Genomic DNA, 22,987 nt, shown 5'->3' with positions numbered 1-22,987 from the left:
TGTGCTACCTCCTCGGCTTGGCCACAAAGAACTCTGTATCAAAAGTAAGGTAGAAGGCGTTGGAGAACTCCAACTTCGGGTTGTCCAGGTCTACTACTGGTTCCAGGCGTATCGTAAGGTGTAGGTTATCGATTATTTCAATATCCTTCATCAGCCGCAAAATTAGTAGCTGCCGCTCCTCCTGAAGGTAGTCCGGGTTCTTAAAAGTAGTGGAGGCCGATTGGTACAGCCTCCCTCCCAACTCCGCTATGTAGCTATCACCGCGCCAGTAGCTAAGCATCACGTCCTGGTACTTTGTATCGATACCGGCATTCAGGTAAATGCCATAGCCCTGCGTGTACGGCAGTTGAAACTCATTTGAAAAGTCTTTGAAGCCCACAAGGTAATTTTTTGTATAAAGCCTGTGTAATACCTTGCGGCTATACCTCTTCTCCAGTTCGAAGCCTATGGCAGCGTTTGCCACAGTTGTCAGCGGCAGTGGTGAAGCGTCTATCTGCCCCCCTTTGTGCTGGGCGGTAAACTGTATGGGTATAGTTAGGCGCAGACTATCCGCAGTGATACCCCTCCCCGCCTGTTCCAGCAGCAAAATATCTACCGCTGCCCCACCGTTTACTTTTTCCTGGTCATCTTCCCCTCTATACAGCATGTGGTTCCAGTCTATCCAGGCATCTAATGCTACACGGTGTGTGTTGAGCTGGTATTGCAGGCCGTTCTCGAGCCGGTTCGTAATCACGCGCTCGAAGTCGTAAAGCGGCTCAACGTAGCCGTGATTCAGGTTACCCTCCAGTGCACCGAAGAACAGCGCCCAGTTCTCCTTCTGTATCTTAGCTGTAAACGTGGGGGCGATGTCCTGATATCCTGCGCTGCCAAAGTCTTTCCAGAGGAAAACGCCAACCTCCAGGCGCACGAATGATGCCGGATAATACACCAGTTCAGGGTTGAGGTGATAGCCGAACAAAGTATAGCCATCTGCAATCTTATTGAAGTACTCATTGTTCTTAGAGAAGCCAAAGGCATAGACTCCAATTCTAACCTCATTAGCATTTTGAGCTACTACGGGCATCTGCTGCCGCAGGACATTATTGTTTAGCTGTGCCTTGGCAAAGCAGCTATAAACCAACAGAAAACAAAGCAAACAGAGCCTACAATAGCTCATAAATAAGTGTAAAGGATGGCACAAAAAGGAGTGATGTTCTGTTATAATCAGGCGCCACAGGGTGGCTAAAATATTTAGCAAAATACCTGATTACTTTTTTGCAAGTTGGCTCCAAAAGTAGTAATTTCACCTTCAATATAAAGCTAAATAAAATAAACACATGAGTCTAAGCAACGAAAAACTTAAAGCGCTACAGCTAACCATGGATAAGCTTGACAAGACATACGGCAAAGGCACCGTAATGAAGTTGAGCGACAACAAGGTAGAAGACATACCTGCTATATCCACTGGCTCGCTTGGGCTTGATATTGCTTTGGGTATTGGTGGTTTGCCACGTGGCCGTGTCGTAGAAATCTATGGTCCGGAATCATCTGGTAAAACTACTCTTACAATGCACTGCATTGCCGAAGCACAAAAGAAAGGCGGCATGGCTGCGTTTATCGATGCGGAGCACGCCTTTGACAGAACCTACGCCCAAAAGCTTGGCATTGACACTGAAAATTTATTAATCTCTCAGCCAGACAATGGGGAGCAGGCACTTGAAATTGCTGACCACCTGATTCGCTCAGGCGCTATAGATATTATCGTAATTGACTCCGTTGCCGCTCTTGTACCGAAAGGTGAGTTGGAAGGTGATATGGGTGACAGCAAAATGGGTCTGCAGGCACGTCTGATGTCTCAGGCACTGCGTAAGCTAACCGGTACCATCAACAAAACAGGATGTACCTGTATCTTCATTAACCAGCTGCGTGAGAAAATTGGTGTGATGTTCGGTAACCCTGAGACAACCACTGGCGGTAACGCCCTTAAGTTCTACGCTTCTGTGCGCTTGGATATCCGCCGTATTGGCCAGATAAAAGAAAGCGCTGATAATATTACAGGTAACCGTACCCGTGTGAAAGTGGTGAAGAATAAAGTAGCACCTCCTTTTAAAGTGGTAGAGTTCGACATCATGTATGGCGAAGGTATTTCTAAAGTAGGTGAGATTCTGGACCTGGGCGTGGATTTGGGCATTGTGCAGAAGTCTGGCTCCTGGTTCTCTTATGACGGCAACAAATTAGGCCAGGGTCGTGACGGTGTAAAGCAGATCCTGCTGGATAACCCGGAACTGATGGAAGAAATTGAAACCAAAATCAGAGCCATTGTAAAAGGTGAGCCTGAAAAAGTAGCCGCAGCGCTGGACGATTCAGCCGCCAAGGCCACTGAAGTTGAATGAACATTGTTTCCTGAACAGAAATAGCAAAAAAGGCGTTGTATAAAAGCAGCGCCTTTTTTTATTTATTTTGAATTGATCAGGCACTTAACTATGTTTAACTTAATACGGCAAGATCAACTTTCTATTAAAAAAGCTGAAATGGATGATATCAGGTTCTGGAAGCACGCATTAGCAAATTAGAATATAAAGTTTGAAAGCTAAAGGTATAGTTGGTACAAAACTTGAAGTGATCAGGAATTAAGAACTGTTCATCCCAACAAGAAGGAAATTTATGAAGAAGTTTTTCCCTGCGCTCCTGATACTAGCATTAGTACTAGTTGGCTTTGTCTCTAAAGACAGAATGCGCAGCGTCCGGAATGAAAGCTTCTCTACAGGGGAAGTACTGAAGTATAAGGTGCATTATGGCCTTATTACGGCAGCAGATGCAACTATAGAGACAGCCCCTGACCTGCATTACATTAATAACCGGCCGTGTTACCGCACAACAGTAACCGGAAAAACGAATAGCTCCTTCGACTTCTTTATTCGGGTACGCGACACCTGGCAGTCTTATATAGACACTGCCGCCATAGTGCCACAGCGTTTTTACAGAAACATTGAGGAAGGCAACTATCGCAAGCGAGAAACAATTGATTTTAATCATTACAGGAACACCGCGTTTGTAGAGTCTAAGAAAAGAAACAGGCAAAAGAAAACGGGTAGCTATAAAATTCCTGAAAATGTGCAGGATATTGTCAGCGGCTTTTATTACCTGCGCACCCTGGACTTCGACAGAATGAATGTAGGCGATAAGTTAAACCTGCAGGGCTTTTTTGACGAAGAGACTTTTAATATGCAGGTAACCTATAAAGGCCGTGAGGTAGTGAGCACAAAAGCGGGCGACATAAGGGCTATAAAGCTTATCCCAAAGATGCCTAAGAACAAGTTGTTCGATGGTGAGGATGCTATTACCGTATACCTCTCTGACGATAAGAACAAAATCCCCGTGCTGATACAAGCTGAAATGTTTGTAGGTTCCCTGAAGATAAACCTCTACGAGTACAAAAACCTCAAACATAAAACATCCCTGTTAGCGCAGAAATAATCAGAGCCGGCTATATAGTCGGCTTTTTTATTGCCGTTCAGAAGAAAGCCTACCTGTGTTAAGAAAATATTATGATTTAACAAGCAGATGTTTAATTGACTTAAGGAATGATATATTTACATCAGGAAATGGTAACGCAGCAGGAATCTATAGGCTGGTTAAGCAACAAAAGAAGCTTTACTTGGCGCTGATGTTTTTAGCTGCACCACTCCTACTCAAACTCTAATGTTATTGTACCGTGCAAACTGCAACAAACTATAAGATATTAGTAGTAGACGATGATCCGGATATCGTTGAAATGCTACAGTACAACCTGACACGCGAAGGGTACGATGTAACTGAAGCAGAAAACGGCAAGAAAGCCATAACAGTAGCACAGGCAGTAAAACCAGACGTTATCCTGATGGACGTGATGATGCCTGTGTTAGACGGAATCTCAGCCTGCCGCCAGCTGCGCGAAATGGAAGATTTCCGCAACACGCACATCATCTTCCTGACAGCCCGCGCAGAGGAGTTCTCAGAGGTTGCTGCCTTCGAGGCAGGCGCCGACGACTTTATCACCAAACCCATCAAGCCACGGGCGCTGTTGAGCAGGCTGGCCGCTTATACACGCCGGGATTCGCTCCACGAAGAAGAGAACCAGATAATAGAAGCAGGCGACCTGCGCATAGACCGCACCAGCTTTGCTGTTTACAAAGGCGACGAAAAAATCACTTTACCTAAAAAAGAATTCCAGCTGCTTTCTTTCCTAGCAGCCACTCCCAATAAAGTATATACCCGCGAAGAGTTGCTTAATAACGTATGGGGGAACGATGTGTATGTAATTGCCCGCACCGTAGATGTACACATCCGGAAAGTACGTGAGAAGATTGGGGAAGAAAACATTAAAACCATAAAAGGCGTGGGCTATAAGTTCAACAATGATTAGTGAATGAATTTTACCTCCCGTACGCTTGCCTTATTTATTTCACTGGCGGTAGCACTTGTGCTCACCGCCTTTCTTGCTTTAGCCACCTACTTTTCTTGGCAGGGCTTTATTGTGGCACTGGTCATCGTGTTCATCAGTTGCTTTCTGTTGCTTTACTTTTCTTACGAGGCGCTGGTGTTTCGGGAAGTTAAAAACGTGTACTCCAGCCTGGAAAAGCTAAGGCGGCAGGACTTCAAGCAAGTAGGAAGCAAGTCGACCTTAACAGCAGATCCGCTGAGGAAGATCAAAGAAGACATTTACATGATTGCGGCGGGGAAACAGCAGGAAATTGACGAGCTGAAACAACTGCAATCGATGCGCCGCGAATTTCTTGCAGATGTGTCGCACGAACTGAAGACTCCGATCTTCGCAGCGCAGGGATTCATACATACGCTGCTGGACGGGGCAGTAGACGACCCGAACGTGCGCGATAAGTTCCTGCAGAAAGCAGCCAAAAGCTTGGATAGCCTGGATGCCCTTGTGCAGGACCTGATCAGCATATCACAGTTCGAGAAGGGCGTGGTAAAAATGCAGAAGCGCAACTTTGATGCAGTGCCGCTGGTGCAGGAGGTGTTTGAGCAACTGGAGCAAAAAGCCGCACAGCACGAAATTAACTTTCACTTAGAGGTTGCCCCGGATGAAAAGGTCATTTTGTTTGCCGATCCGAATCGCATCCGGCAGGTGTTCATCAACCTCATGGACAATGCCATCAAGTACGGCCATAAGGGAGGCAATATATGGGTATACTTTGACGAAGGCCGTAAGAAGTTTACTGTTACCGTGAAAGACGACGGAAAAGGCATCGGACAGGAACACATTAACCGCATTTTTGAGCGCTTCTACCGCATTGACAAAAGCCGCGCCCGCGACACAACCAGCACCGGCCTCGGCCTGGCCATCTGCAAGCATATTGTGGAGGCCCACCGCTCTGTGATAGCCGTTAAAAGCGAGATAGGCAAGGGCACCACTATCCGCTTCAAGTTGCAAAAGGCGAAGTAGAGTTGAAAGAAAAAATCAGAGCTATACCTGCAACTGCTGCATGTAAGATGCTCCAACAGGCACGCATTGTCCTTTCACACAAACCTGATGGCGCTCTATCTTATCAATCCTATCTTTGGCCACGATATAGGAACGGTGTACACGGGTAAACTTATCGGCGGGCAATAGTTCGCTTAGCTCGTTTATCGTCATCCGCGACAGCAACTTGCTCCCCTCCAGCACAAAGGTGACATAGTTGCCTGCAGCCTCCATGTATAGTATCGCATCATAGTGCACCTTTACCTGCTCATAGCCTGTTTTTAAGAATATGTAATCTTTCGGAGCAACCATACCATTACGCAACTGCAGCAGTTCCTGCGCCTTGTTGCAGGCTTTCAGAAACCTAACAAGTGCGAAAGGCTTTAGCAGGTAATCGACGGCATCCAGCTCAAAGCTGGTGACAGCATGCTCTGAGTAGGCAGTTGTAAAAATAACAAGTGGCTTTTTCTGCAGACTGGTCACAAACTCCAGCCCGTTGATGTCGGGCATTTTTATGTCCAGGAAAAGCAGGTCCACCGCCTCATGCTGCAGGTACTCCATCGCCTTAAAGGCATCTGTGAAGCAGGCCGCCAGTTCCAGGAAAGGCACTTTAGCCGCATGAGAGCGCACTACCTCCAGCGCCATCGGTTCATCATCTATTGCAATTGCCTTCATACTACCTGCTTCTGTAATTCATACATAAGATACCTGTTTCCGGAAAATAAACCATACAACTGCCCCTGGTTTACAATTGGAGTGTCAGGTGTACAAAAAACTCCTCCAATGTCTCTCTTATCACCAGTTCGTGCCTCTCCGGGTATAGCAGGGCCAGGCGCTGCCTTACGTTCTCCAGCCCCACTCCCGACTTGTTTTTTTCCGGGTCCTGATCCTGCTTGGCGTGCGTGCTGTTATAAACATCAAAGTACAACTTGTTCTGCTCGTAATATAAGGTTACCCTGATCCAGGATTTGTGCTTCAGGCTGATACCGTGCTTAAAGGCATTTTCCACGAAAGGGATGAGCAGCATAGGTGCAATAAATTTCTCGGCCAGCACATCTTCTATCTTTGTCTGGATTACAATGTCAGGTGATGTGGAAGTCCGCAGCGACTGCAACTCTATGTAGTTGCGCATGTATTCAATTTCGCGGGCCAGCAGTATCTTTTGCTGGTGGTTTTCGTGCAGCATAAAGCGCATCATGTCGCCGAGCATCTGTATGCCCTGCGCAGTGCGTTCGCTGTTTTCCTGCAGGGCGGTGCCGTAGAGGGTGTTAAGGGTGTTAAAAAGAAAGTGCGGGTTTATCTGGGAACGAAGAAAATCCAGGTTAGCATTAGACCGCCCCAATTCATTTTTCAAAACAAATAGTTCTTCTTTTCCCTGCATCTGCCGTTTAAAAAGCACCCACGATAAAGGCACTGTGATAAGTAGCTGGAAGAAGACGTTGAACACAGAAATGCCAAAAGCAGCGTCTTCATAATGCGTGAGTAGCATGGCCATCAGGCTTATTGGTATCACTGAGATGATCAGTATGACCACGACTCGTAAAAGGTAGGCAATAAAAGGCCTCTTTTTACTCAGAGAGTTAGGAATAAGATTATAGAAGGAATAACAGTATAATAGTATGCCACATGGTCCTGCAAATCCCCAAAACACAACTATCTCCACTTCTGCGTCTACAATCAATAACAGGAACATACTTACCATCCATAGTACAAAAGCGGCAAGGCCGTCCCGGGTTATCATTCTGTATTTAGACTGGATAGCCTCTGAATTAGTCAGAAGATAGACAGCGCTGTATTTGATAACACAATAAAAGCCAAACATGAGCAGCAGCCAGAAAGCGTGATGGAAGCTATTCTGAAAAATATATTCATATGTCTGCTGCTGGGTTTCAAACCTGGTAAACTGGTAATTTTTGGTATAAGTATCTATCGTTCCGATCGCAATGCCCATTAATAGAAACAGGACGACTATCAAGAGGATATTCAGAAACAGAGCTTCCTTCTTTATCAGCTTAGGAATTACAATAAAATTAAGCACTAAAAAAGACAGGTAAAGTAACGTGTACCGGATTAGCTGAGGAAAGAAATAATTCTGATAATAGTAGAAAGAAATGTCGGCCTCATCAAAAAAGACTTTGTTTGGGCTGTCTGCAGTTAAAAGAGAAAGCACCGCAAAAACGAAGATGGTGGTAGCTGCCCAAAATTCTACTTTGCTGAAATGAATAGGTTTATCCACGAAATTTTTCAGAGAGAGATCATTCATAAAACAATTATAATTTAAAGCTTTGAGGAAAGATATAAAATGAGATGAAAGCTTCAGAAAAAGTGACAGAAACAAGTAGCTCAGTTTTGAAAGCGTGCATAAGCGTTCAGGTGCATAGAGCCAATTCTTGTATGACCTGAAACATCAGGAAGCAAAGCCGGCTTTCTGATGTTAATAACCGTTGTTTTTCGGAGTTCTGTTTCGCCGGAGTCACCTCTCAACTGCACGCTTGAATAGTGAAGCCCAAGCTCGATCGGCTGAGGCTGCTCAAGTTCCATGATATCATCGTAAGGAGTTCCCGTTACCCTTCCCAGGATTTCGCTCAGTAAGGTGTAGGCTATATCATTGTAGTTATATTTCTCCGCCTGCAGAGAAACACTACCTGGTACACGTGCTTGCGAAGCGAGGCCCATCATTGTTAACATGCTGATTGAGAAAGCGATACAGCCACGGATACCCGCTAACAATATTCTTTTTAATACAGAAGCTCTCATAATAGTAAAGTATAAGCTATGTGATACTCAGACTTAATATGAGCAAGGTTAGTCAACGTTTAGAGCATTAAAAACTAAATGTGATGAACACCTAAAAAGATGTGACGAATTGAATCCGGGGTCCTAGAAGAAGGGGTAACCAGAACATAAGCGGCAAATAACCACCCTTTACAAAGTACCTCACCTGCCGTACACGCACACAAAATACAGCGCACGTCAAATTTCCGTATCTTTGCAGCACGCACAGCTGTACACTATAGCTGTACCTGATTTTATAGTATAACACACATGAAGTACCCGGTTTTTAAAGACCTGATTATATTCGAGAACGAGGATTTTATTGTGGTAAACAAGCCACCGTTTCTATCGACGCTGGAAGACCGCACACCCAATACCACAAACCTACTCAAGATTGCCCGCCAGTATAGTCCTGACCTGCAAGCCTGCCACCGCCTGGATAAAGACACATCGGGCTGCCTGGCATTTGCAAAGAACCCGGAAGCTTACCGCCACCTCTCGATGCAGTTCGAGGCGCGCGAGGTGTACAAAGTATACCATGCCGTAGCCTGGGGTACACATAAGTTTGAGGAGCAGTTGGTAAACCGTTCCATTTCGCCAAGTGCTAAAGGAGTAGCCAGGTTATCGCCAGAGGGCAAACCTGCTGAAACGTACTTCAACACCCTAGAGATTTTTAACCGCCATACCCTTGTAGAGTGCCTTCCGATTACTGGCCGCCTGCACCAGATACGGGTGCACCTGGCTTATCTGAAGGCCCCTATAGTGAACGATGCTTTGTATGGAGGTGAACCCTTATACCTCAGCAGCCTGAAGCCTAAAAAGCATTATAACCTGAAGCAGCAAACAGAGGAGCTGCCCCTGATCAAACGTTTCGCCCTGCACTCGTTTAACCTGGGTTTTGTGCTGATGAACGGGGAGCCCGTGAAAGTAGAGGCGCCGTACCCGAAAGATTTTGCTGTGCTGGTTAAGCAGCTTCGAGCACATTGATGTGTGGACTATTGGACAAAGGATAAATAGACAAAGGACAAAAGAATTAAAGTAGCTGTGCTTGGTATAAGTGCACCTACACTCCTCTAGTCTTTTGTCCTTTTTCCTTCATCTAACAGTCCTTTATCTAATTAATCCGCAGCACAATTTTACCGATGTTCTTGTTTTCCTCCATGTAGCGGTGTGCGTCTGCTGCCTGCTGCCAGTCGAAAACAGTGTCGATAACAGGCTTTATCTGGCCACTCGCAAAGTGCGGTTTGGCAAAGCGCCACATCTCTTCCGTCAGCTTCATCTGGTACCCAAGCGTGCGGGAGCGCAGGGTGGAGCCCATGATGTGCAGGCGCTTCATTAGTATTGTGCGCAGATCAAGCTCATCTACTTTGCCGCCGCCCAGGCTGGCAAGCAGCACCAGGCGCCCGTCCAGGCGCAGGCATTCAATGTTGGGTTTAAAGTATGGCCCTGCAATGAAATCCACAATCACATCTACACCTTCACTGTTAGTATGCGCCAGCACGGCATCCTTGAAATCGACTTCTTTGTAGTTGATGGCTTTGTTTGCTCCCAAATCAAGACAAGCCTGCAGTTTCTGCTCCGATGCCGTTACCAGTACCTCCGCCTTTAGCGCCCGCGCCAGCTGTATGCCTGCCGTGCCCACACCACTTGCTCCCGCATGAACTAGCACCCGTTCTCCGGGGTGTAGCCTGCCCAGCCACACCAGCGCCTGATAGGCTGTTAGAAACACCTCTGGTATGGCTGCGGCTTCTTCCATGCTTAGGTTCTCCGGCACAGGCATGGCCATTTCTTCGTGTATGATGGCATACTCGGCATAGCCGCCGCCTGGCAACAAGCCAAATACTTTATCACCCTTTTTGAACTGCTTGCAGCTAATGCCAGCTTCTACTACCTCACCCGCTATCTCCAGGCCCAGTATAGAACTAGCGCCCTTGGGAGGCGGGTATTTCCCCTGCCGCTGCAGTGTGTCGGCTCGGTTTAAAGCGGTGGCATGCACCCGCACCAGCAGCTCGTACGGGTTTGGCAGTGGCTTTTCGTATTTTCCTATATACAGTTGCTCTGGCCCTCCCGGCTCTTTAACAAGTATTGCTTTCATCGTAAACAGGTTCAGGTTTTTAAAATAACTACTCTCTTCTGATGGCTTCTACAGGATCCAGCTTTGCGGCCCTAGTGGCAGGATAAGTTCCGAATACTACTCCTACGATAATAGCAATGACTGAAATAATCAGGAAAGTATCTATTGTGTAAGCCGCCTGAAAAGGAACGTCTGCCAGTGCCTTGATGATTGGTACGATAGCAAGTGTAGCCAGTATACCGAGCATCAGCCCCAGCAAGCTACCAAGTAGTGACACCGTAACGGACTCAGCAAGAAACTGCAACAAGATGTCTTTCTTCTTGGCGCCCATTGCTTTTCTTACACCAATCTCGACGGTACGTTCTGTTACAGATATCAACAGTACATTCATCACCCCTACGCCACCTACCACAACAGATATTCCTACAATCAAGCCCATCACCACCCTAAAGAGCATAAAGCCCCTGGCTGCCTGCTTTACTCTGGCTTCATTTGTTGCAACATTAAAATCATTTGTATCACCAGCAAGGTTTGCTTTCAGCCAGCTCTCAGCCTGCCCCTTTAAGTCCTGGACATGCTCCACATTGTCTGCTTCCAAAACACAGAGCGGCGGGTTTTCTTTTAACTCCTCCTGTGAGAACAGGGTAATAGGGATAAACAGCTCAGGAGCCCGTGACTCATCCTGCTCCAGGACGCCTACTACTTTTAATGCTTTGTCTTTGTAGGCTATTGTTTTTCCGATGAGTTGCGTTGCAGCATCTTCACCCATTGCCTGCTCAGCAAAAAGATGATTCACAAAACCCACCTGGCTTTGTCTGTTCACATCATCTGCTGTGTAAAATTCACCATGCGCTATGTGCATATTGGGCGGAAAACTGGCCATTGAACCTATTACAGAGGCACCCATAGTGGCACCATTATCAAGAATCTTTACCTCACTTGCCTGCTTCGTCTGCATATAAGCTTTCGCCGGATGTGTGAGCGCTGCAGCCAGTTTCTTGAATTTTTCGTGATCTAAATAAGCATATGTCTCCTTCTTGAGCCGCAGATTATTGACAAGCCTGGTGGTTTCTGTTCGAATGAAGATGGCTTTAAGTGAAGTGGTATTCGTGATTTGCTCCTGTGCATACTTCTCCATACCGTCTATTAGGGAAAGCACGGTAACCAGGGCAGCAACGCCTATCACAATACCGAGTATGGACAGCAAAGTATGAAACAAACGCGAACGTATGTTCTGGACTGCCAACGAGAAGGAGAGGTAGATTTTCTTGAGCATAATATTTTTCAGCGTCATAGTTATATTCAGGATATTTCTGATAAAATCCTAATATCCTTTATTCTACACCTTATGCCACCACTTTTTATAATCAACGATTAGCTGCTTTCACCTTTTAATGTGCTTTAGTTTCCACCGATAATCACGGCTAAGTCGCTTTTGAACACATCTTGAAAAATATATCAAGTAATTTGCTTACTTTAATTACGATACTTTCGTAAGTATACGAAAACATCGTAATTATATGGAAAAGCTAACGCAGCAAGAGGAGGAGGTCATGCAGGTAATATGGGCATTGAATGGCGGCTTCATAAAAGATTTCCTGGAGAAGCTCCCGGAACCCAAACCGCCCTATACTACCCTCGCCTCCACGGTAAAGAACCTGGAGAAGAAAGAATATCTCTCAAGTGAAAAGCTGGGAAACACCTACCGCTATGCTCCCCTTATAAAGGAAGAGGATTATAAGAGAAAGTTTATGAGAGGCTTTGTAGGAGACTATTTCAAAAGCTCCTACAAGGATTTGGTGGCGTTTTTTGCGAAGGAAAAGCAGATAAGCGCAGAGGAACTGAAAGAGATTATAGACATGATCGAGAACAAAAAATCAGAATGATATGCCAGCCCTGATCCTATACCTGCTTAAAGTAAACATAGCACTGCTGCTCTTTTACCTGGCCTACTACTTCGTGCTGCGGCGGCTGACCTTCTATCATCTGAACCGCCTGTTCCTGGTGTTTGGTATGCTTTTCTCTTTCCTGTACCCATTCATCAATATGTCTGTGCTGCTCAGCCAGCGCGAGGAGCTAATGGTAAGCTATAAGTATGCTGCCATACCCTCCTGGGCTCCCACCATTACCGCCACACCTGAGCAAACTACAGCGTTTGACTACTGGCTCATACCAGTCATGCTGTTCTGGTTTGGCACCGTTGTAATGGCAGGAAGGTTAATACTGCAGTTTCTATCGCTCTCCGCTATACACCGTGCTTCTGAACCTGCCTCTTATCAGGGAATAGACTTTAGAAAGATCAGCGGCATCAGGGAAGCCTTTTCTTTCTGGCAAACCATTTACCTGAACCCGGTACAACATAAAGCAGAAGAATTAGAATCTATACTCCGGCATGAGCAAATCCATGTGAACGGGTGGCACACCCTGGATGTGCTGCTGGCGGAGCTGAGCACACTGCTTTACTGGTTTAACCCTGGAGGGTGGCTGTTGAAAAAGGCTATAAAAGAAAACCTTGAGTTTATTGCCGACCAGCATGTCATGAGCGCCGGAACAGACAGAAAGAAGTATCAGTACCTCCTCCTGAAAGCTGCAGGCACATCTGAACCGCAGCTCGCCAATCAGTTTAATTTTCCATCATTAAAACGAAGAATTATTATGATGAACAAAAGGCCGAGTACCAGAACACATCTGCTGAAGTTTCTGACAATAATTCCGGTTGCAACTGCTCTTCTGCTGTTCTCTACTGGTGCTGCACAAAAGCAAGCCACAACCATCAAACGGGTAGTTACGGAAGTCAGAACAGATGAACCTGCTCAGAACGAACCTGACTTACCAGAAGACCAAAAGACCTTCTTAAAACGGAATCCAACCGTAAAGAGCGTAAGCTGGATGCCCCATGACATAAATAAGATGGTCATCTCCCTGAAATCCGGCAGCGCCGAAGTGTATGACTTGAACGATAGCAGAAGTGTAGCTGCAGCCAAAGGCAAGTACGGTGAACTGCCTGCGCTACCGCCGCCGCCGCCACCTGCTCTTGTAGGGCAACAGTTGCCACCAGAAGTAATTCCTGATGTCCATGTGTATGTACCTGATGCATCCACTGCCCCTGAAGATTATAAAAACTTCCTAAAACGGAACCCTGAGGTGGAACATGTGAGATGGGAGATAAAAATAACAGATGGCTCTCCAGAAATTCAAATTTTTATGAATTTCAAATCTGGAGAAATAGACGCGTATGATTTAAATGATGAAAAAAGCGTTTCCGCTGCTGAAGCCAAGTATGGAGAGCTTCCAGCGCCGCCATCACCTGCTCCTGCCGGGCAACAATTGCCACCAGAAGTAATTCCTAGTGTTGAAGTATATGTACCTGATGCATCCACTGCCCCTGAAGATTATAAAAACTTCCTAAAAAAGAATCCAGAGGTGGACCGTGTAGGCTGGATTATAAGAGAAAAAGGTGACTCTCCAGAAAACACTATCATCATGTTTTTCAAGTCCGGTGGCTCGGAGATTTATGATTTAAATGATGAAAAGAGCATTTCCACTGTCGAAAACAGGTACGGCAAACTGCTTAAGCTTCCTCCTCCACCTCCGCCAGTAAGAAGCGATGGTAACTAATATATATTACAGCAGAAAGGCTAATGAACGAACTGATTCATTAGCCTTTCTGCTGTAACTTTAATTTATATACCCTCCTACAGCTCTTACTATTTGCCTGTTACACAGCATATTTCTCACAATCTATTGCATATACAAATATTAACTTCTATCTTTGTGTCCATTTTTCAATGACTGAAGAATCATAATTAAATAAATAAATCGCTTACAACCACCAAAAATGGATCATTTAAGTTATAAAACTCAGTATGTCAACAAGAAGACAGCCAACAAAGGCTGGGTGATTGTGGATGCTGGGCAAGGAAGCTTGGGTCGTGTAGCATCGGAAGTTGCTAAGATCCTCAAAGGCAAACACAAGCCTTCGTATACTCCTAACACTGACTGCGGAGACAACGTGATCATCATCAATGCGGATGACACTCGTTTTACAGGCCGCAAGTGGGACCAGAAGTACTACCTGACACACACTGGTTACCCAGGCGGTCAGAAGAAAACTTCTCCACGCGAACTGAAGGCGAAGTCGTCTACACTGTTGGTAGAGCGTGCTGTACGAGGCATGTTACCTAAAAGCAGATTGGGCAGTGAGATGTTCCGCAATCTGCACGTATTTGCTGGAGGCGAGCATCCTTTTGCCGCACAGCAACCAAAAGAACTAACCCTCAATATTTAATTTAATGGAAGTTATCAATACATCTGGTAGAAGAAAAACCTCGGTGGCGCGCATATACCTGACGCCTGGGCAAGGGAATATCACTATTAACGGTAGAGATATCAAGGAATACTTTCCGAGTGAAGTACTTCAAACTATTGTGAATCAGCCCTTTAAAACCTTGGATTCAATTGGCAAATACGATATTAAAGCCAATATAAAAGGTGGTGGTGTAAGCGGCCAGGCTGAAGCACTTAGACTTGCTATCTCTAAAGCACTGGTAGAAGAAAACGGCGAGAACAAGCCAGCTCTGAAGGCAGAAGGTTTCATGAAGAGAGACCCTCGTATGGTAGAGCGTAAGAAGTTCGGTAAGCGTAAAGCACGTCGTTCATTCCAGTTCAGTAAACGTTAATTTTAAAGGTGTATCTACAACATGGCTAGTACTAATTATAAAGAATTACTTGAGGCAGGTGTGCATTTCGGCCACCTTACCCGCAAGTGGGATCCGAAGATGGCACCGTACATCTTCATGGAGAAAAACGGTATCCACATTATTGACCTGAACAAAACGCTGGTTGCTCTTGATGAAGCTACGGCTGCTATCAGGAACATCGCGAAGTCTGGTCGTAAGATTTTATTCGTAGCTACTAAAAAGCAAGCGCAGGAAATTGTATCTGAAGAGGCGAAACGCCTGAAGATGCCCTACGTAACTGACCGTTGGTTAGGTGGTATGCTGACGAACTTCGCCACTGTGCGTAAGTCACTGAAGAAGATGTCTACCATCGACAAAATGATGAAAGACCCTGAGCAGTCTAAAGCCCTTGCAAAGCGTGAAAAGCTAATGCTTTCCCGTGAGCGTGAGAAGCTTGATCGCGTACTTGGTGGTATCACTGACTTGTCAAGACTGCCTGCAGCGCTGTTCATCGTGGACGTAAAGCGTGAGCACATTGCGGTAAAAGAGGCTCAGAAATTGAATCTACCGGTTTTCGCTATCTGCGATACAAACTCTAACCCAGAGCTGGTAGACTTCCCAATCCCTGCAAATGACGATGCTTCTAAGTCTGTGTCCCTTATCGTATCACTAGTAGGTAAGGCAATTGAAGAAGGTTTGTCTGAGCGTAAAGTGGACAAAGAGGAAACTGAGCGTAAGCGTTCTGAAGAAGAAGGCATCAAAGCAAAGCAAGAAGCTGACGAGCAATAAGCTTAAAGTTCATATTGCACTATACTAAACTGAACATTGAGCCCAGCTGCTTCAATGTTCAGTTTGTTTTAGGGGTTCAGGCTCCAACACAGGAATAATTTTAATTACTAATTCATAATTCTTAATTATAAAATCATGGCTATTACAGCACAAGATGTTAACAAACTCCGTCAGGAAACCGGAGCAGGTATGATGGATTGCAAGAAGGCACTTACAGAAGCGAACGGCGACTTTGAAGCTGCTAAAGATATTCTGCGTAAGCAAGGTCAGAAAATTGCAAACAAGCGTGCCGACAACGCTACTTCTGAAGGTATGGTTCTGACGCAGGTAAGCGAAGACGGTACGACAGGTACAGTAGTAGCAGTAGCCTGCGAAACGGAGCCGGTATCTAAAGTAGAAGATTTCCGCAAGCTTGCGAAGCAGGTGCTGGATGTTGCCGTTTCTACAAAAGCAGCTTCTAAAGAAGAACTTTTGGCAGCTCCTCAGGCTGATGGCCGTCCGCTGCAGGACCACATCACAGACCTGATGGGTAAAATTGGTGAGAAAATTGATGTAGTTTCTTACGAGACTGTTTCTGCTGAGAAAGTTGTTTCTTACGACCACTCCAACGGTAAATTAGGTGTGTTGGTAGCCTTAACAAACACGGGTGGCAAAGAAGAAGTAACGGAAGTTGGTAAAGACGTAGCAATGCAGATTGCTGCCATGAAGCCAATTGCAGTTGACAAAGATGGCGTTGATGCCGCGACTGTACAGCGTGAAATAGAAGTTGGTAAAGAGCAGGCACGTGCCGAAGGTAAGCCGGAAGCCATGCTTGAGAAGATTGCGCAGGGTAAGTTAAACAAGTTCTACAAAGAAAATACTTTGCTGAACCAGGAGTTCGTAAAAGACTCTTCTCTTTCAATTGCCCAGTTGCTTGACAAAACCAATAAAGGCATGACTGTAACTGAGTTCAAGCGTGTAGCTATCGGTTAATTATAACCAAACCATTATAATAGAAAAGCCCACTGTTAAGGTGGGCTTTTTTTATGGTTTTTCGGCTGAAGTTACAGTCTTTCAGGAAAGCTTCATTGATTTCAGACAGGCTTACCTATAGAGATCTAAAATCCAGGAATCTCTACCTGCTTCTTTTCCATTTAGGCTTATCTTTTCTACTTCAGTAATACTCGGGCAACATTCTGAGGCGGCTCTACGAAAAGACTGAATGCTTAAAGTATCTGTTTTATCTAATGCACGAACAAAGTACTCCTGTACATCATCATTCAGATTAACCACAATGTACTGAGGTTGAAACTGAACATGAGCAGGTTCCTTAGTACCATTGACCATATAAAACACTTCTACATCGTCCTTAGAAATTTGCGGGTCGTCCCCAAACAGCAAATCTTCTCCATTATCTTTTGACTTAAAAGTGAAGGCGAAGGCATCCTCTGATAAGCATTCTAAATCTTCACAGGGATCTGCACAGGAATAAAGAAATAGCAAGAGGAAAACCAGGTTCAGCTTTTTCATATAAGTCTCAGGCTGTGTATCATATATTACCCATTCCGCCTTACTGTCAAAACAAAAGCATCCCGCATATCTGTAAAGCGATTCATCGCTGCCTCCAGAAACTCCTCGTCCAGAAGCTCTTTGGCGCCTTCATCGCCCATGATGTCCATTTCGCTTATTTTATAAGTCTGCTCAAAGTCTCCTTTTTCCAGTTTAATCAGGTATTTCCCGTTCCAGGCCATCAGCGTGACCTTCATGTTCGGGTTTGGTATATCGGCTACTGTTCTCATATTAATGTGGTTAATGTGCTAGTATGCTAATTAAGAAGAATAAATTATGTGGAGGTATTGCCCAGCAAGGTCGTTTGTCCTTTGTCAAAGAGTCCTTCGTCCAGGACTTCTCAAACTCATACCCTCTCTTCTGCAATGTCGATGCCCATGAGTTGCATGAGCTTGCTGGCATTAAAGCTACGGCAGATGCCTGGCGTTAATTTATAATCAAACCTGATTTCATCGCCTATAATGTCGCTGTTAAAGCTGTAGTTCTGCACGCTTCCCGGCAGTTCCTCCTCCATGGCGCCCAGTTCTAAATCGTGGGTAGAGATAAGCCCGGAGGCATTGCGGTGGTGCAACTGCCGGATAAGCGACATAGCCCCAAGGTGCCGGTCACGGGAGTTGGTGCCTTTCAGAATTTCATCCAGCAAGTAGAAGACGGGCTGCCCCTGCTCCGTTAGTTCAAGCAGCATGCGCAGGCGCTTTAACTCGGCATAAAAAGAGGACGTGTTCTCCGCTAGGTTATCTGCTGTGCGCATGGCAGTATACACCTGTGCCGGAGCAACCACCATACGGGCTGCGCATGCCGGAGCGCCCATCAGGGCCATGACCATGTTGATGCCCACCGTACGCAGGAAAGTTGTTTTACCGGACATGTTAGAGCCCGTAATCACCATTGTATGGCCGGTACCTTCTGTCTCAAAATCATTGGCAACGGGCATCACTGAGAAAATCAGGGGGTGCGCCAGGGCCACTGCTCTATACTCGAAAGGATGCTGACTTAACTGCGGCACTGCGTACTCCGGATGCGCATGCTGGAAAGCGGCTACACTTGTCAAAGCCTCTATCTCCGCCAGAATATCTAACGACTCCTTCAGCTGCGGTAGGAACTTGTCCCGCCAGCTTTCCAGGCGATACATCCATATAAAATCCCACATCAGGAGATTGTTCAGGAAGAAAGCCATGAGCGTGCTGAGGCGCCAGGAGAAATAGTCGATGATGTTGGCCAGTTTGTGTAGGCTTGCCGAGGCTGTAGTACCGGATTGATGCAGGCCCTGCCGCAACTGCTGTAGCTTAGGAGCCGAAAACTGGTGCTGCTCTATATGCTCCAGCTGCTTGGTATAGCTGCGCATGGCCTCATATATACCAATACTTTTCTCATAGTACTCGTCCCGCTCTACCCGAAACTTATACGCCACCCAAAACTGCGCCAGCAGGAAAGCCACGGCTATCCAGCCGCTGAACCCGTAAAACCAGGCCACAATGGCCGCCAGCGTTAAGAGCGGAAGCACAAACAGCAGCACCTTTACCCAGGGATGCTGCCTGAAAAAAGTCTTATCAGAAAACCAAGCAATAAAGCCATCGGCTGGCTGCTGGTCGTGCTTGTAGTGCATCGGGAGGGCTAGCAAAGCCTGTAGCCAGTCTAACTGCTCAGGCTGGGCCAGTTCCGCCACGGCCTCCTGCCGCAGGGCCACCTCTGATGGAGAAGACGCCGCGCGGAACCAGGAGGCTAAGCGGCTTTTTCCAATGTCTGTCACGGAGCGGTTCATCAGTTGGAACAGCGAATTCTGCCCGAATATGTCGAGGTCAGAAGTATACGGATGCTGATCGTTGATGAAAGCATGACCGCCATCAAAATTGGCTAATTTACCTTGCAGCCGCTCCACCTCCTGCTCGTTTACACGCCGCAGCAGTACCAATTGCTGGTGTTTAAAGTCGAGGCGGCTATGCCAGCGCAGCACAAAGATAAACAGGGCATAGAACAGCAACACAGCAATGGCTCCCTCCGCCATTTGGTAATTGCTGAAAAAATACCAGGCGACAGCAACACCGGCTAAAAAAACGGCTACCCGAAGCCAGGACACCAGACTTGATTTAGATGCTGCTTTACTCTCTTCTCCGGCAATTGCTTCGGCGCGGGATGTATATAAGTCTTTTCTTGTTTTGCTCACAAAATTAAGGGTTATGCTGCCTCTTCCTTCTCCGGCGCTCCAATGGTGGCGATGCACTTCAGTTCAATAGCAATAGGAGTTGGCAGCCTGTTTACCTCCACCGTAGTACGGCAAGGTTGATTGTCTTTAAAATACTCGGCGTAAATTTGGTTATAGATTGTAAAATCAGCCTGCATGTTTGTCAGAAACACGGTCACGTCCACTAAGTTTGCCCAACCGGAACCGGCTTCTTCCAGAATATACCGCACGTTCCGGAACACAGCGTGGCACTGCGCTGCAATGTCGTAGGCCACAATGTTACCTGCCTCATCCAGCTCCATGCCCGGTATCTGTTTTGTACCCCGTTCGCGCGGACCTACACCCGATAGAAACAGCAGGTTTCCGACGCGCCGCGCATGCGGATACAAGCCAACAGGCTCAGGTGCTTTAGATGATGTGAAAGGCTCTTTTTTGTTCGCCATAGTCAAAGATAAAGATAATGGTGGATTATCCCCTCTGTACGTCTAAAAGCAAAAGAGCTGACATACTGCCAGCTCCTTTTTCACCTTAAACAAACTAAGTTACAACAAACAATATCTATGGATGTTTCAGATCAGCTTACTTCATAAACTTCACATCGCCGTATTTCGAGTTTACGCTTACCAGACCTTTAGGCGATGCTCCTCCGTAAGCTCCTCTATACTCTGCTGAGGTATGGCCTTTCTCCAGGGAGGTGATATTGACCAAAGACTTATCGTATCTGAAATCACCGAACTGCACGTTCACATCAAAATTGAAGGCGGTATTAGGGTCAAACGTCAGGTTGATAGGTGTAAAGCCGCTTGATAGCGTAATCTTTCTGATGTTTTTACTGATGTTGTTTACTGCAAATGTGCCATACTTTATATCCATTTCCATGGTCTCTCCCAAGCTGCCAATTTTAAAATCGCTGAACTTGGAAGAGCCTTGCAGGCCATTAACTCCTTCTACATTCATGTTCCCGTAGGACACATCCATGCTGCCCCCGTTAAAGTAGCCGCAGGAGCCAGAGCCATAAGCCAGCGTCAAGGTGTTTCCTGGGTTGCTCAGCCTGTCGCACTTGAGCGCACCGTACTTCACATTAATATCGGCTTTGCCTTTCAGAGCGGCTAAGTAAACATCGCCAAAACTATTTTTCACTGTCAGCGCGTTTTCTTCCGGCATGCTGATGGTATAGTTTACTTCGAAGCTCTTGTTGTTATTACCCGAGACGCGCATCGGTTCAATGTGTGTTCTAAAGGATATGGTGCTTCCCTCGCGGCTCTCCATTACCTTTATCTTGTCAAGTATTTCCTGAGCCATGCTTTCAGTGACGCAACGCGCAATAATATCCACCTTTACGTGTACCTCATTTTTGTTCCAGGTATTGATGTGGATCTTGCCAAACTTATTCTCGATGTTGAGCATATCGTTTCTGCTAACTTTATACGTCTTATCAATCGTCTTGCGCTTTTCAACATCATAAGCAGCTACTTCTGCCGTTACATCACCTGTTTGGTAGTGTGCAATCTGCTCATCCAGGTCTTCGAGATGCTCTAAACTTTCAAGGCTTTCAAATACAGCCAATTCAATCTGTTCTGTCAGGCCTTCCATATTTTCCAGCTTTGCAAGCTTTATCTCCGAAAGGGCGCTCAGGCCAGAGAGGTCTACTGAGATATCAGGACATGGCCCCTGGTTTTTATCTTGCGACAAAGCCAGTGTAGGTACCAGTGTAAGCACCAGCGCGTAGCGTAGAAATTTATACATTCGTGGTCTCATCTTTTTGAGGTTCTAGGTCGGGTTGTTCATTTATTTGTTCTAACCGCTGGAGTACTTCCAGTTGTCGGTTCAGCACCCGAATCCGTATCTGCAGGTTCTGGATCAGGGCACCAACTATTTCGTCCGTATTTGGAGTTGTGTATAGTTGCTTTTTAAGTTGAACATAGCTGCTGTCGAGGCGGGCAAGCTCCTGGTCTATTTCCTGCTGGTCATCCAGCCCCAGCACCTTCAGGTCATATTCGCTCAACTTGCTCTTCTTTTCTTTGATTTGGCTCACGTAGTAGGCCTCCACCTCAGCCAGTTCAGGCGCAATGTTGTTGACAGGAGGTGCCGTGGTAGCTGCTATCGTATTGCCGGCCTCCGGCGCATTACTCTTCATCAAAAACAGCGTGAGGCCGCAACCTACCAGCAGCACAATGGCCGCTGCAATACGCATGAACATGGAGTTGGCACTGAAACTGGCGCTGTCCCCAAACTTAATGCTGATTACCTTTGCTGTTTTGCGCTTCTGTGGCAGCTCTTCGCAGATGTTCTGCCACAGCTCCGTCCGGGGCTCGAACACATCGAACTCATCCCGGTGCTCGTCTACAAACTTCTTCAGTTTATCTTCCATGGTAAAGTTCTCTTCATATTCTTTATTTCAAACCGCAAACTGCGGCTCTTTCATTATCTCCAGTAATTTCTTTTTAGCCCGGCTGTACTGCGATTTTGAAGTGGATTCTGTTATTCCCAACACCTCGCCAATCTCAGCATGGTCGTAGCCTTCCAGCAGGTATAAGCTCAGGACTACCCGGTAGCCATCCGGCAACTGCTGTATGGCCCGCCGCACCTTTTCCACCTGCCACTCCGAGTCATCTTCATATGCCTCGTCAGCCACTTCGCCAACAACGCGCTCATCCATGGGCACCAGTTCGGAGCGCCGCTTCCGGATGGCGTTGATGGAGGCATTTACCACAATTTTCTTGAGCCAGCTCCCGAATGAAGCTTCTGCTTTGTAGGACTGAAGGTTTTTGAAGGCACTCAAAAAAGCTTCCTGCAGCACATCCTCCGCCTCTGCATAGTCGTTGATGATGCGCATGCTCACGTTGAACATTGCCTTGGAGTAAAGCTTATACAGCTCATACTGGGCTCTGTTATCGCCGCTCTTGCAGCGATCAATCACGTGGTGATTTACGTCCTGATAACTGAGTTTCTCCAAGGTGTTATGTTTTAGCGTTAGCAATTCATTTGCTGCGCCCTTACGACTTTTATTCTTTCATCCTTCTCCTTCCTACTTCTGCACTAAAGACAAAGCCAGTGGCCCGAGGTTGCATTAAGTTGCAAAATAATTTCAAGAATTTTTACTTGTCCACTTTTCCACATTATCCACAGCCAGATGTGTATAACATAATGTGAACGTATCTACTTCATCTCCTTCATGTTGAACACAAGAATATACTTTTTATATATTAGGAAGTATACCTATGCGCCTTATACAGCACCGAAAACCCAATACTGAATTTTGTTTTTCCACATATCCACATGTAGTATATGCACAATTGTGGATAACTTCGACTAAAGTTGTTAGTTCTTGAATGAAGCAGAAACAGAAAGAGCCAGCCATGTTCCCATAGCTGGCTCTTTTCTGCCTTAATATGTATAACAGGTGTATAAACCCTCGTAATCTATACATCAAATGGCGTAATTTCAGTGAAATTATTTAAACCCGTTGCACAAACTGATTTTATCCACTTATCCACGCC

The 22,987-nt window shown here is 46.1% G+C and carries 24 protein-coding genes; 11 read left to right on the top strand and 13 right to left on the bottom strand.

The genetic code is table 11. From position 1 onward, the window contains the following. Positions 1 to 4: 4 nt before the first annotated feature. Positions 5 to 1,063 carry a hypothetical protein gene (locus E1919_RS02210; RefSeq protein ID WP_162051691.1) on the bottom strand — a complete coding sequence of 353 codons (1,059 nt, stop codon included), beginning with the start codon at positions 1,061 to 1,063 and terminating at the stop codon, positions 5 to 7. Between the two features lie 253 nt (positions 1,064 to 1,316). Here E1919_RS02210 and recA point away from each other — a divergent pair, with 253 nt between their 5' ends. From recA to E1919_RS02190, 4 genes are all read left to right on the top strand, one after another. Then, positions 1,317 to 2,372 (top strand): recombinase RecA, encoded by a 1,056-nt coding sequence (gene recA, locus E1919_RS02205; protein ID WP_162051690.1) that lies wholly within the window; start codon positions 1,317 to 1,319, stop codon positions 2,370 to 2,372. A 271-nt stretch (positions 2,373 to 2,643) separates the two neighbouring features. Then, on the top strand, positions 2,644 to 3,456 hold the full coding sequence (locus E1919_RS02200) for a DUF3108 domain-containing protein (protein WP_162051689.1): 813 nt from the start codon (positions 2,644 to 2,646) through the stop codon (positions 3,454 to 3,456). A gap of 238 nt (positions 3,457 to 3,694) precedes the next feature. After that, entirely contained in the window at positions 3,695 to 4,384 is a 690-nt protein-coding gene (locus tag E1919_RS02195; protein ID WP_162051688.1) for a response regulator, read from the top strand. A gap of 3 nt (positions 4,385 to 4,387) precedes the next feature. Continuing rightward, entirely contained in the window at positions 4,388 to 5,422 is a 1,035-nt protein-coding gene (locus E1919_RS02190; RefSeq protein ID WP_162051687.1) for a sensor histidine kinase, read from the top strand. A 21-nt stretch (positions 5,423 to 5,443) separates the two neighbouring features. Here the strand turns inward: E1919_RS02190 and E1919_RS02185 are convergent, their stop codons facing one another. The 3 genes from E1919_RS02185 to E1919_RS02175 all read right to left on the bottom strand — a co-directional run bounded on the left by E1919_RS02185 (position 5,444) and on the right by E1919_RS02175 (position 8,197). Beyond that, positions 5,444 to 6,115, bottom strand: coding sequence for a LytR/AlgR family response regulator transcription factor (locus E1919_RS02185; protein WP_162051686.1), 672 nt, complete (start codon positions 6,113 to 6,115; stop codon positions 5,444 to 5,446). Positions 6,116 to 6,185: 70 nt separating this feature from the next. Continuing rightward, the gene (locus E1919_RS02180) at positions 6,186 to 7,703 is read right to left on the bottom strand and encodes a sensor histidine kinase (RefSeq protein WP_162051685.1); all 1,518 of its coding nucleotides are present in this window, start codon (positions 7,701 to 7,703) and stop codon (positions 6,186 to 6,188) included. 80 nt (positions 7,704 to 7,783) lie between these two features. Beyond that, positions 7,784 to 8,197 (bottom strand): serine hydrolase domain-containing protein, encoded by a 414-nt coding sequence (locus E1919_RS02175; protein WP_162051684.1) that lies wholly within the window; start codon positions 8,195 to 8,197, stop codon positions 7,784 to 7,786. A gap of 288 nt (positions 8,198 to 8,485) precedes the next feature. On the opposite strand from E1919_RS02175, the gene E1919_RS02170 reads away from it, so the two are divergent. Further along, positions 8,486 to 9,202, top strand: coding sequence for an RluA family pseudouridine synthase (locus E1919_RS02170; RefSeq protein ID WP_162051683.1), 717 nt, complete (start codon positions 8,486 to 8,488; stop codon positions 9,200 to 9,202). Positions 9,203 to 9,329: 127 nt separating this feature from the next. On the opposite strand, the gene E1919_RS02165 is transcribed toward E1919_RS02170, so the two are convergent. Further along, the gene (locus E1919_RS02165; RefSeq protein ID WP_162051682.1) at positions 9,330 to 10,310 is read right to left on the bottom strand and encodes an NAD(P)H-quinone oxidoreductase; all 981 of its coding nucleotides are present in this window, start codon (positions 10,308 to 10,310) and stop codon (positions 9,330 to 9,332) included. Between the two features lie 28 nt (positions 10,311 to 10,338). Next, complete coding sequence (locus tag E1919_RS02160; protein ID WP_237143953.1) at positions 10,339 to 11,583, bottom strand: ABC transporter permease; 1,245 nt, start codon at positions 11,581 to 11,583, stop codon at positions 10,339 to 10,341. A 226-nt stretch (positions 11,584 to 11,809) separates the two neighbouring features. Here E1919_RS02160 and E1919_RS02155 point away from each other — a divergent pair, with 226 nt between their 5' ends. From E1919_RS02155 to tsf, 6 genes are all read left to right on the top strand, one after another. Further along, entirely contained in the window at positions 11,810 to 12,175 is a 366-nt protein-coding gene (locus E1919_RS02155) for a BlaI/MecI/CopY family transcriptional regulator (RefSeq protein WP_162051681.1), read from the top strand. Between the two features lies 1 nt (position 12,176). Next, complete coding sequence (locus E1919_RS02150) at positions 12,177 to 13,907, top strand: M56 family metallopeptidase (protein ID WP_162051680.1); 1,731 nt, start codon at positions 12,177 to 12,179, stop codon at positions 13,905 to 13,907. Positions 13,908 to 14,127: 220 nt separating this feature from the next. Then, complete coding sequence (gene rplM / locus E1919_RS02145) at positions 14,128 to 14,577, top strand: 50S ribosomal protein L13 (RefSeq protein ID WP_162051679.1); 450 nt, start codon at positions 14,128 to 14,130, stop codon at positions 14,575 to 14,577. A gap of 4 nt (positions 14,578 to 14,581) precedes the next feature. After that, a complete protein-coding gene (rpsI, locus tag E1919_RS02140; protein WP_162051678.1) occupies positions 14,582 to 14,968 on the top strand; it encodes a 30S ribosomal protein S9 in 387 nt (128 codons plus the stop codon). 21 nt (positions 14,969 to 14,989) lie between these two features. Then, on the top strand, positions 14,990 to 15,757 hold the full coding sequence (gene rpsB, locus E1919_RS02135; RefSeq protein WP_162051677.1) for a 30S ribosomal protein S2: 768 nt from the start codon (positions 14,990 to 14,992) through the stop codon (positions 15,755 to 15,757). Positions 15,758 to 15,892: 135 nt separating this feature from the next. Next, positions 15,893 to 16,729 (top strand): translation elongation factor Ts, encoded by an 837-nt coding sequence (gene tsf, locus E1919_RS02130; RefSeq protein ID WP_162051676.1) that lies wholly within the window; start codon positions 15,893 to 15,895, stop codon positions 16,727 to 16,729. A 111-nt stretch (positions 16,730 to 16,840) separates the two neighbouring features. Here the strand turns inward: tsf and E1919_RS02125 are convergent, their stop codons facing one another. The 7 genes from E1919_RS02125 to E1919_RS02095 form a co-directional block, all read right to left on the bottom strand. Continuing rightward, the gene (locus tag E1919_RS02125; RefSeq protein WP_162051675.1) at positions 16,841 to 17,266 is read right to left on the bottom strand and encodes a hypothetical protein; all 426 of its coding nucleotides are present in this window, start codon (positions 17,264 to 17,266) and stop codon (positions 16,841 to 16,843) included. Between the two features lie 26 nt (positions 17,267 to 17,292). Further along, complete coding sequence (locus tag E1919_RS02120; protein ID WP_162051674.1) at positions 17,293 to 17,535, bottom strand: hypothetical protein; 243 nt, start codon at positions 17,533 to 17,535, stop codon at positions 17,293 to 17,295. Positions 17,536 to 17,651: 116 nt separating this feature from the next. Beyond that, positions 17,652 to 19,469 carry a MutS-related protein gene (locus E1919_RS02115; RefSeq protein ID WP_237143952.1) on the bottom strand — a complete coding sequence of 606 codons (1,818 nt, stop codon included), beginning with the start codon at positions 19,467 to 19,469 and terminating at the stop codon, positions 17,652 to 17,654. A gap of 11 nt (positions 19,470 to 19,480) precedes the next feature. Then, positions 19,481 to 19,930, bottom strand: a complete 450-nt coding sequence (locus E1919_RS02110; RefSeq protein ID WP_162051673.1) for a RidA family protein — start codon at positions 19,928 to 19,930, stop codon at positions 19,481 to 19,483. 136 nt (positions 19,931 to 20,066) lie between these two features. Beyond that, entirely contained in the window at positions 20,067 to 21,233 is a 1,167-nt protein-coding gene (locus E1919_RS02105; RefSeq protein ID WP_237143951.1) for a DUF4097 domain-containing protein, read from the bottom strand. Then, positions 21,226 to 21,858 (bottom strand): flagellar basal body-associated FliL family protein, encoded by a 633-nt coding sequence (locus E1919_RS02100; protein ID WP_162051672.1) that lies wholly within the window; start codon positions 21,856 to 21,858, stop codon positions 21,226 to 21,228. Before E1919_RS02100 ends, E1919_RS02105 begins: the two co-directional genes overlap by 8 nt. A 27-nt stretch (positions 21,859 to 21,885) precedes the next feature. After that, a complete protein-coding gene (locus tag E1919_RS02095; RefSeq protein ID WP_162051671.1) occupies positions 21,886 to 22,443 on the bottom strand; it encodes an RNA polymerase sigma factor in 558 nt (185 codons plus the stop codon). Between the last annotated feature and the right edge of the window lie 544 nt (positions 22,444 to 22,987).

Origin of the sequence: Pontibacter pamirensis (assembly GCF_010015475.1) — a bacterium.
In the GTDB taxonomy this organism is placed as follows: domain Bacteria; phylum Bacteroidota; class Bacteroidia; order Cytophagales; family Hymenobacteraceae; genus Pontibacter; species Pontibacter pamirensis.
This window is presented reverse-complemented; position numbering and strand designations above follow the sequence as displayed.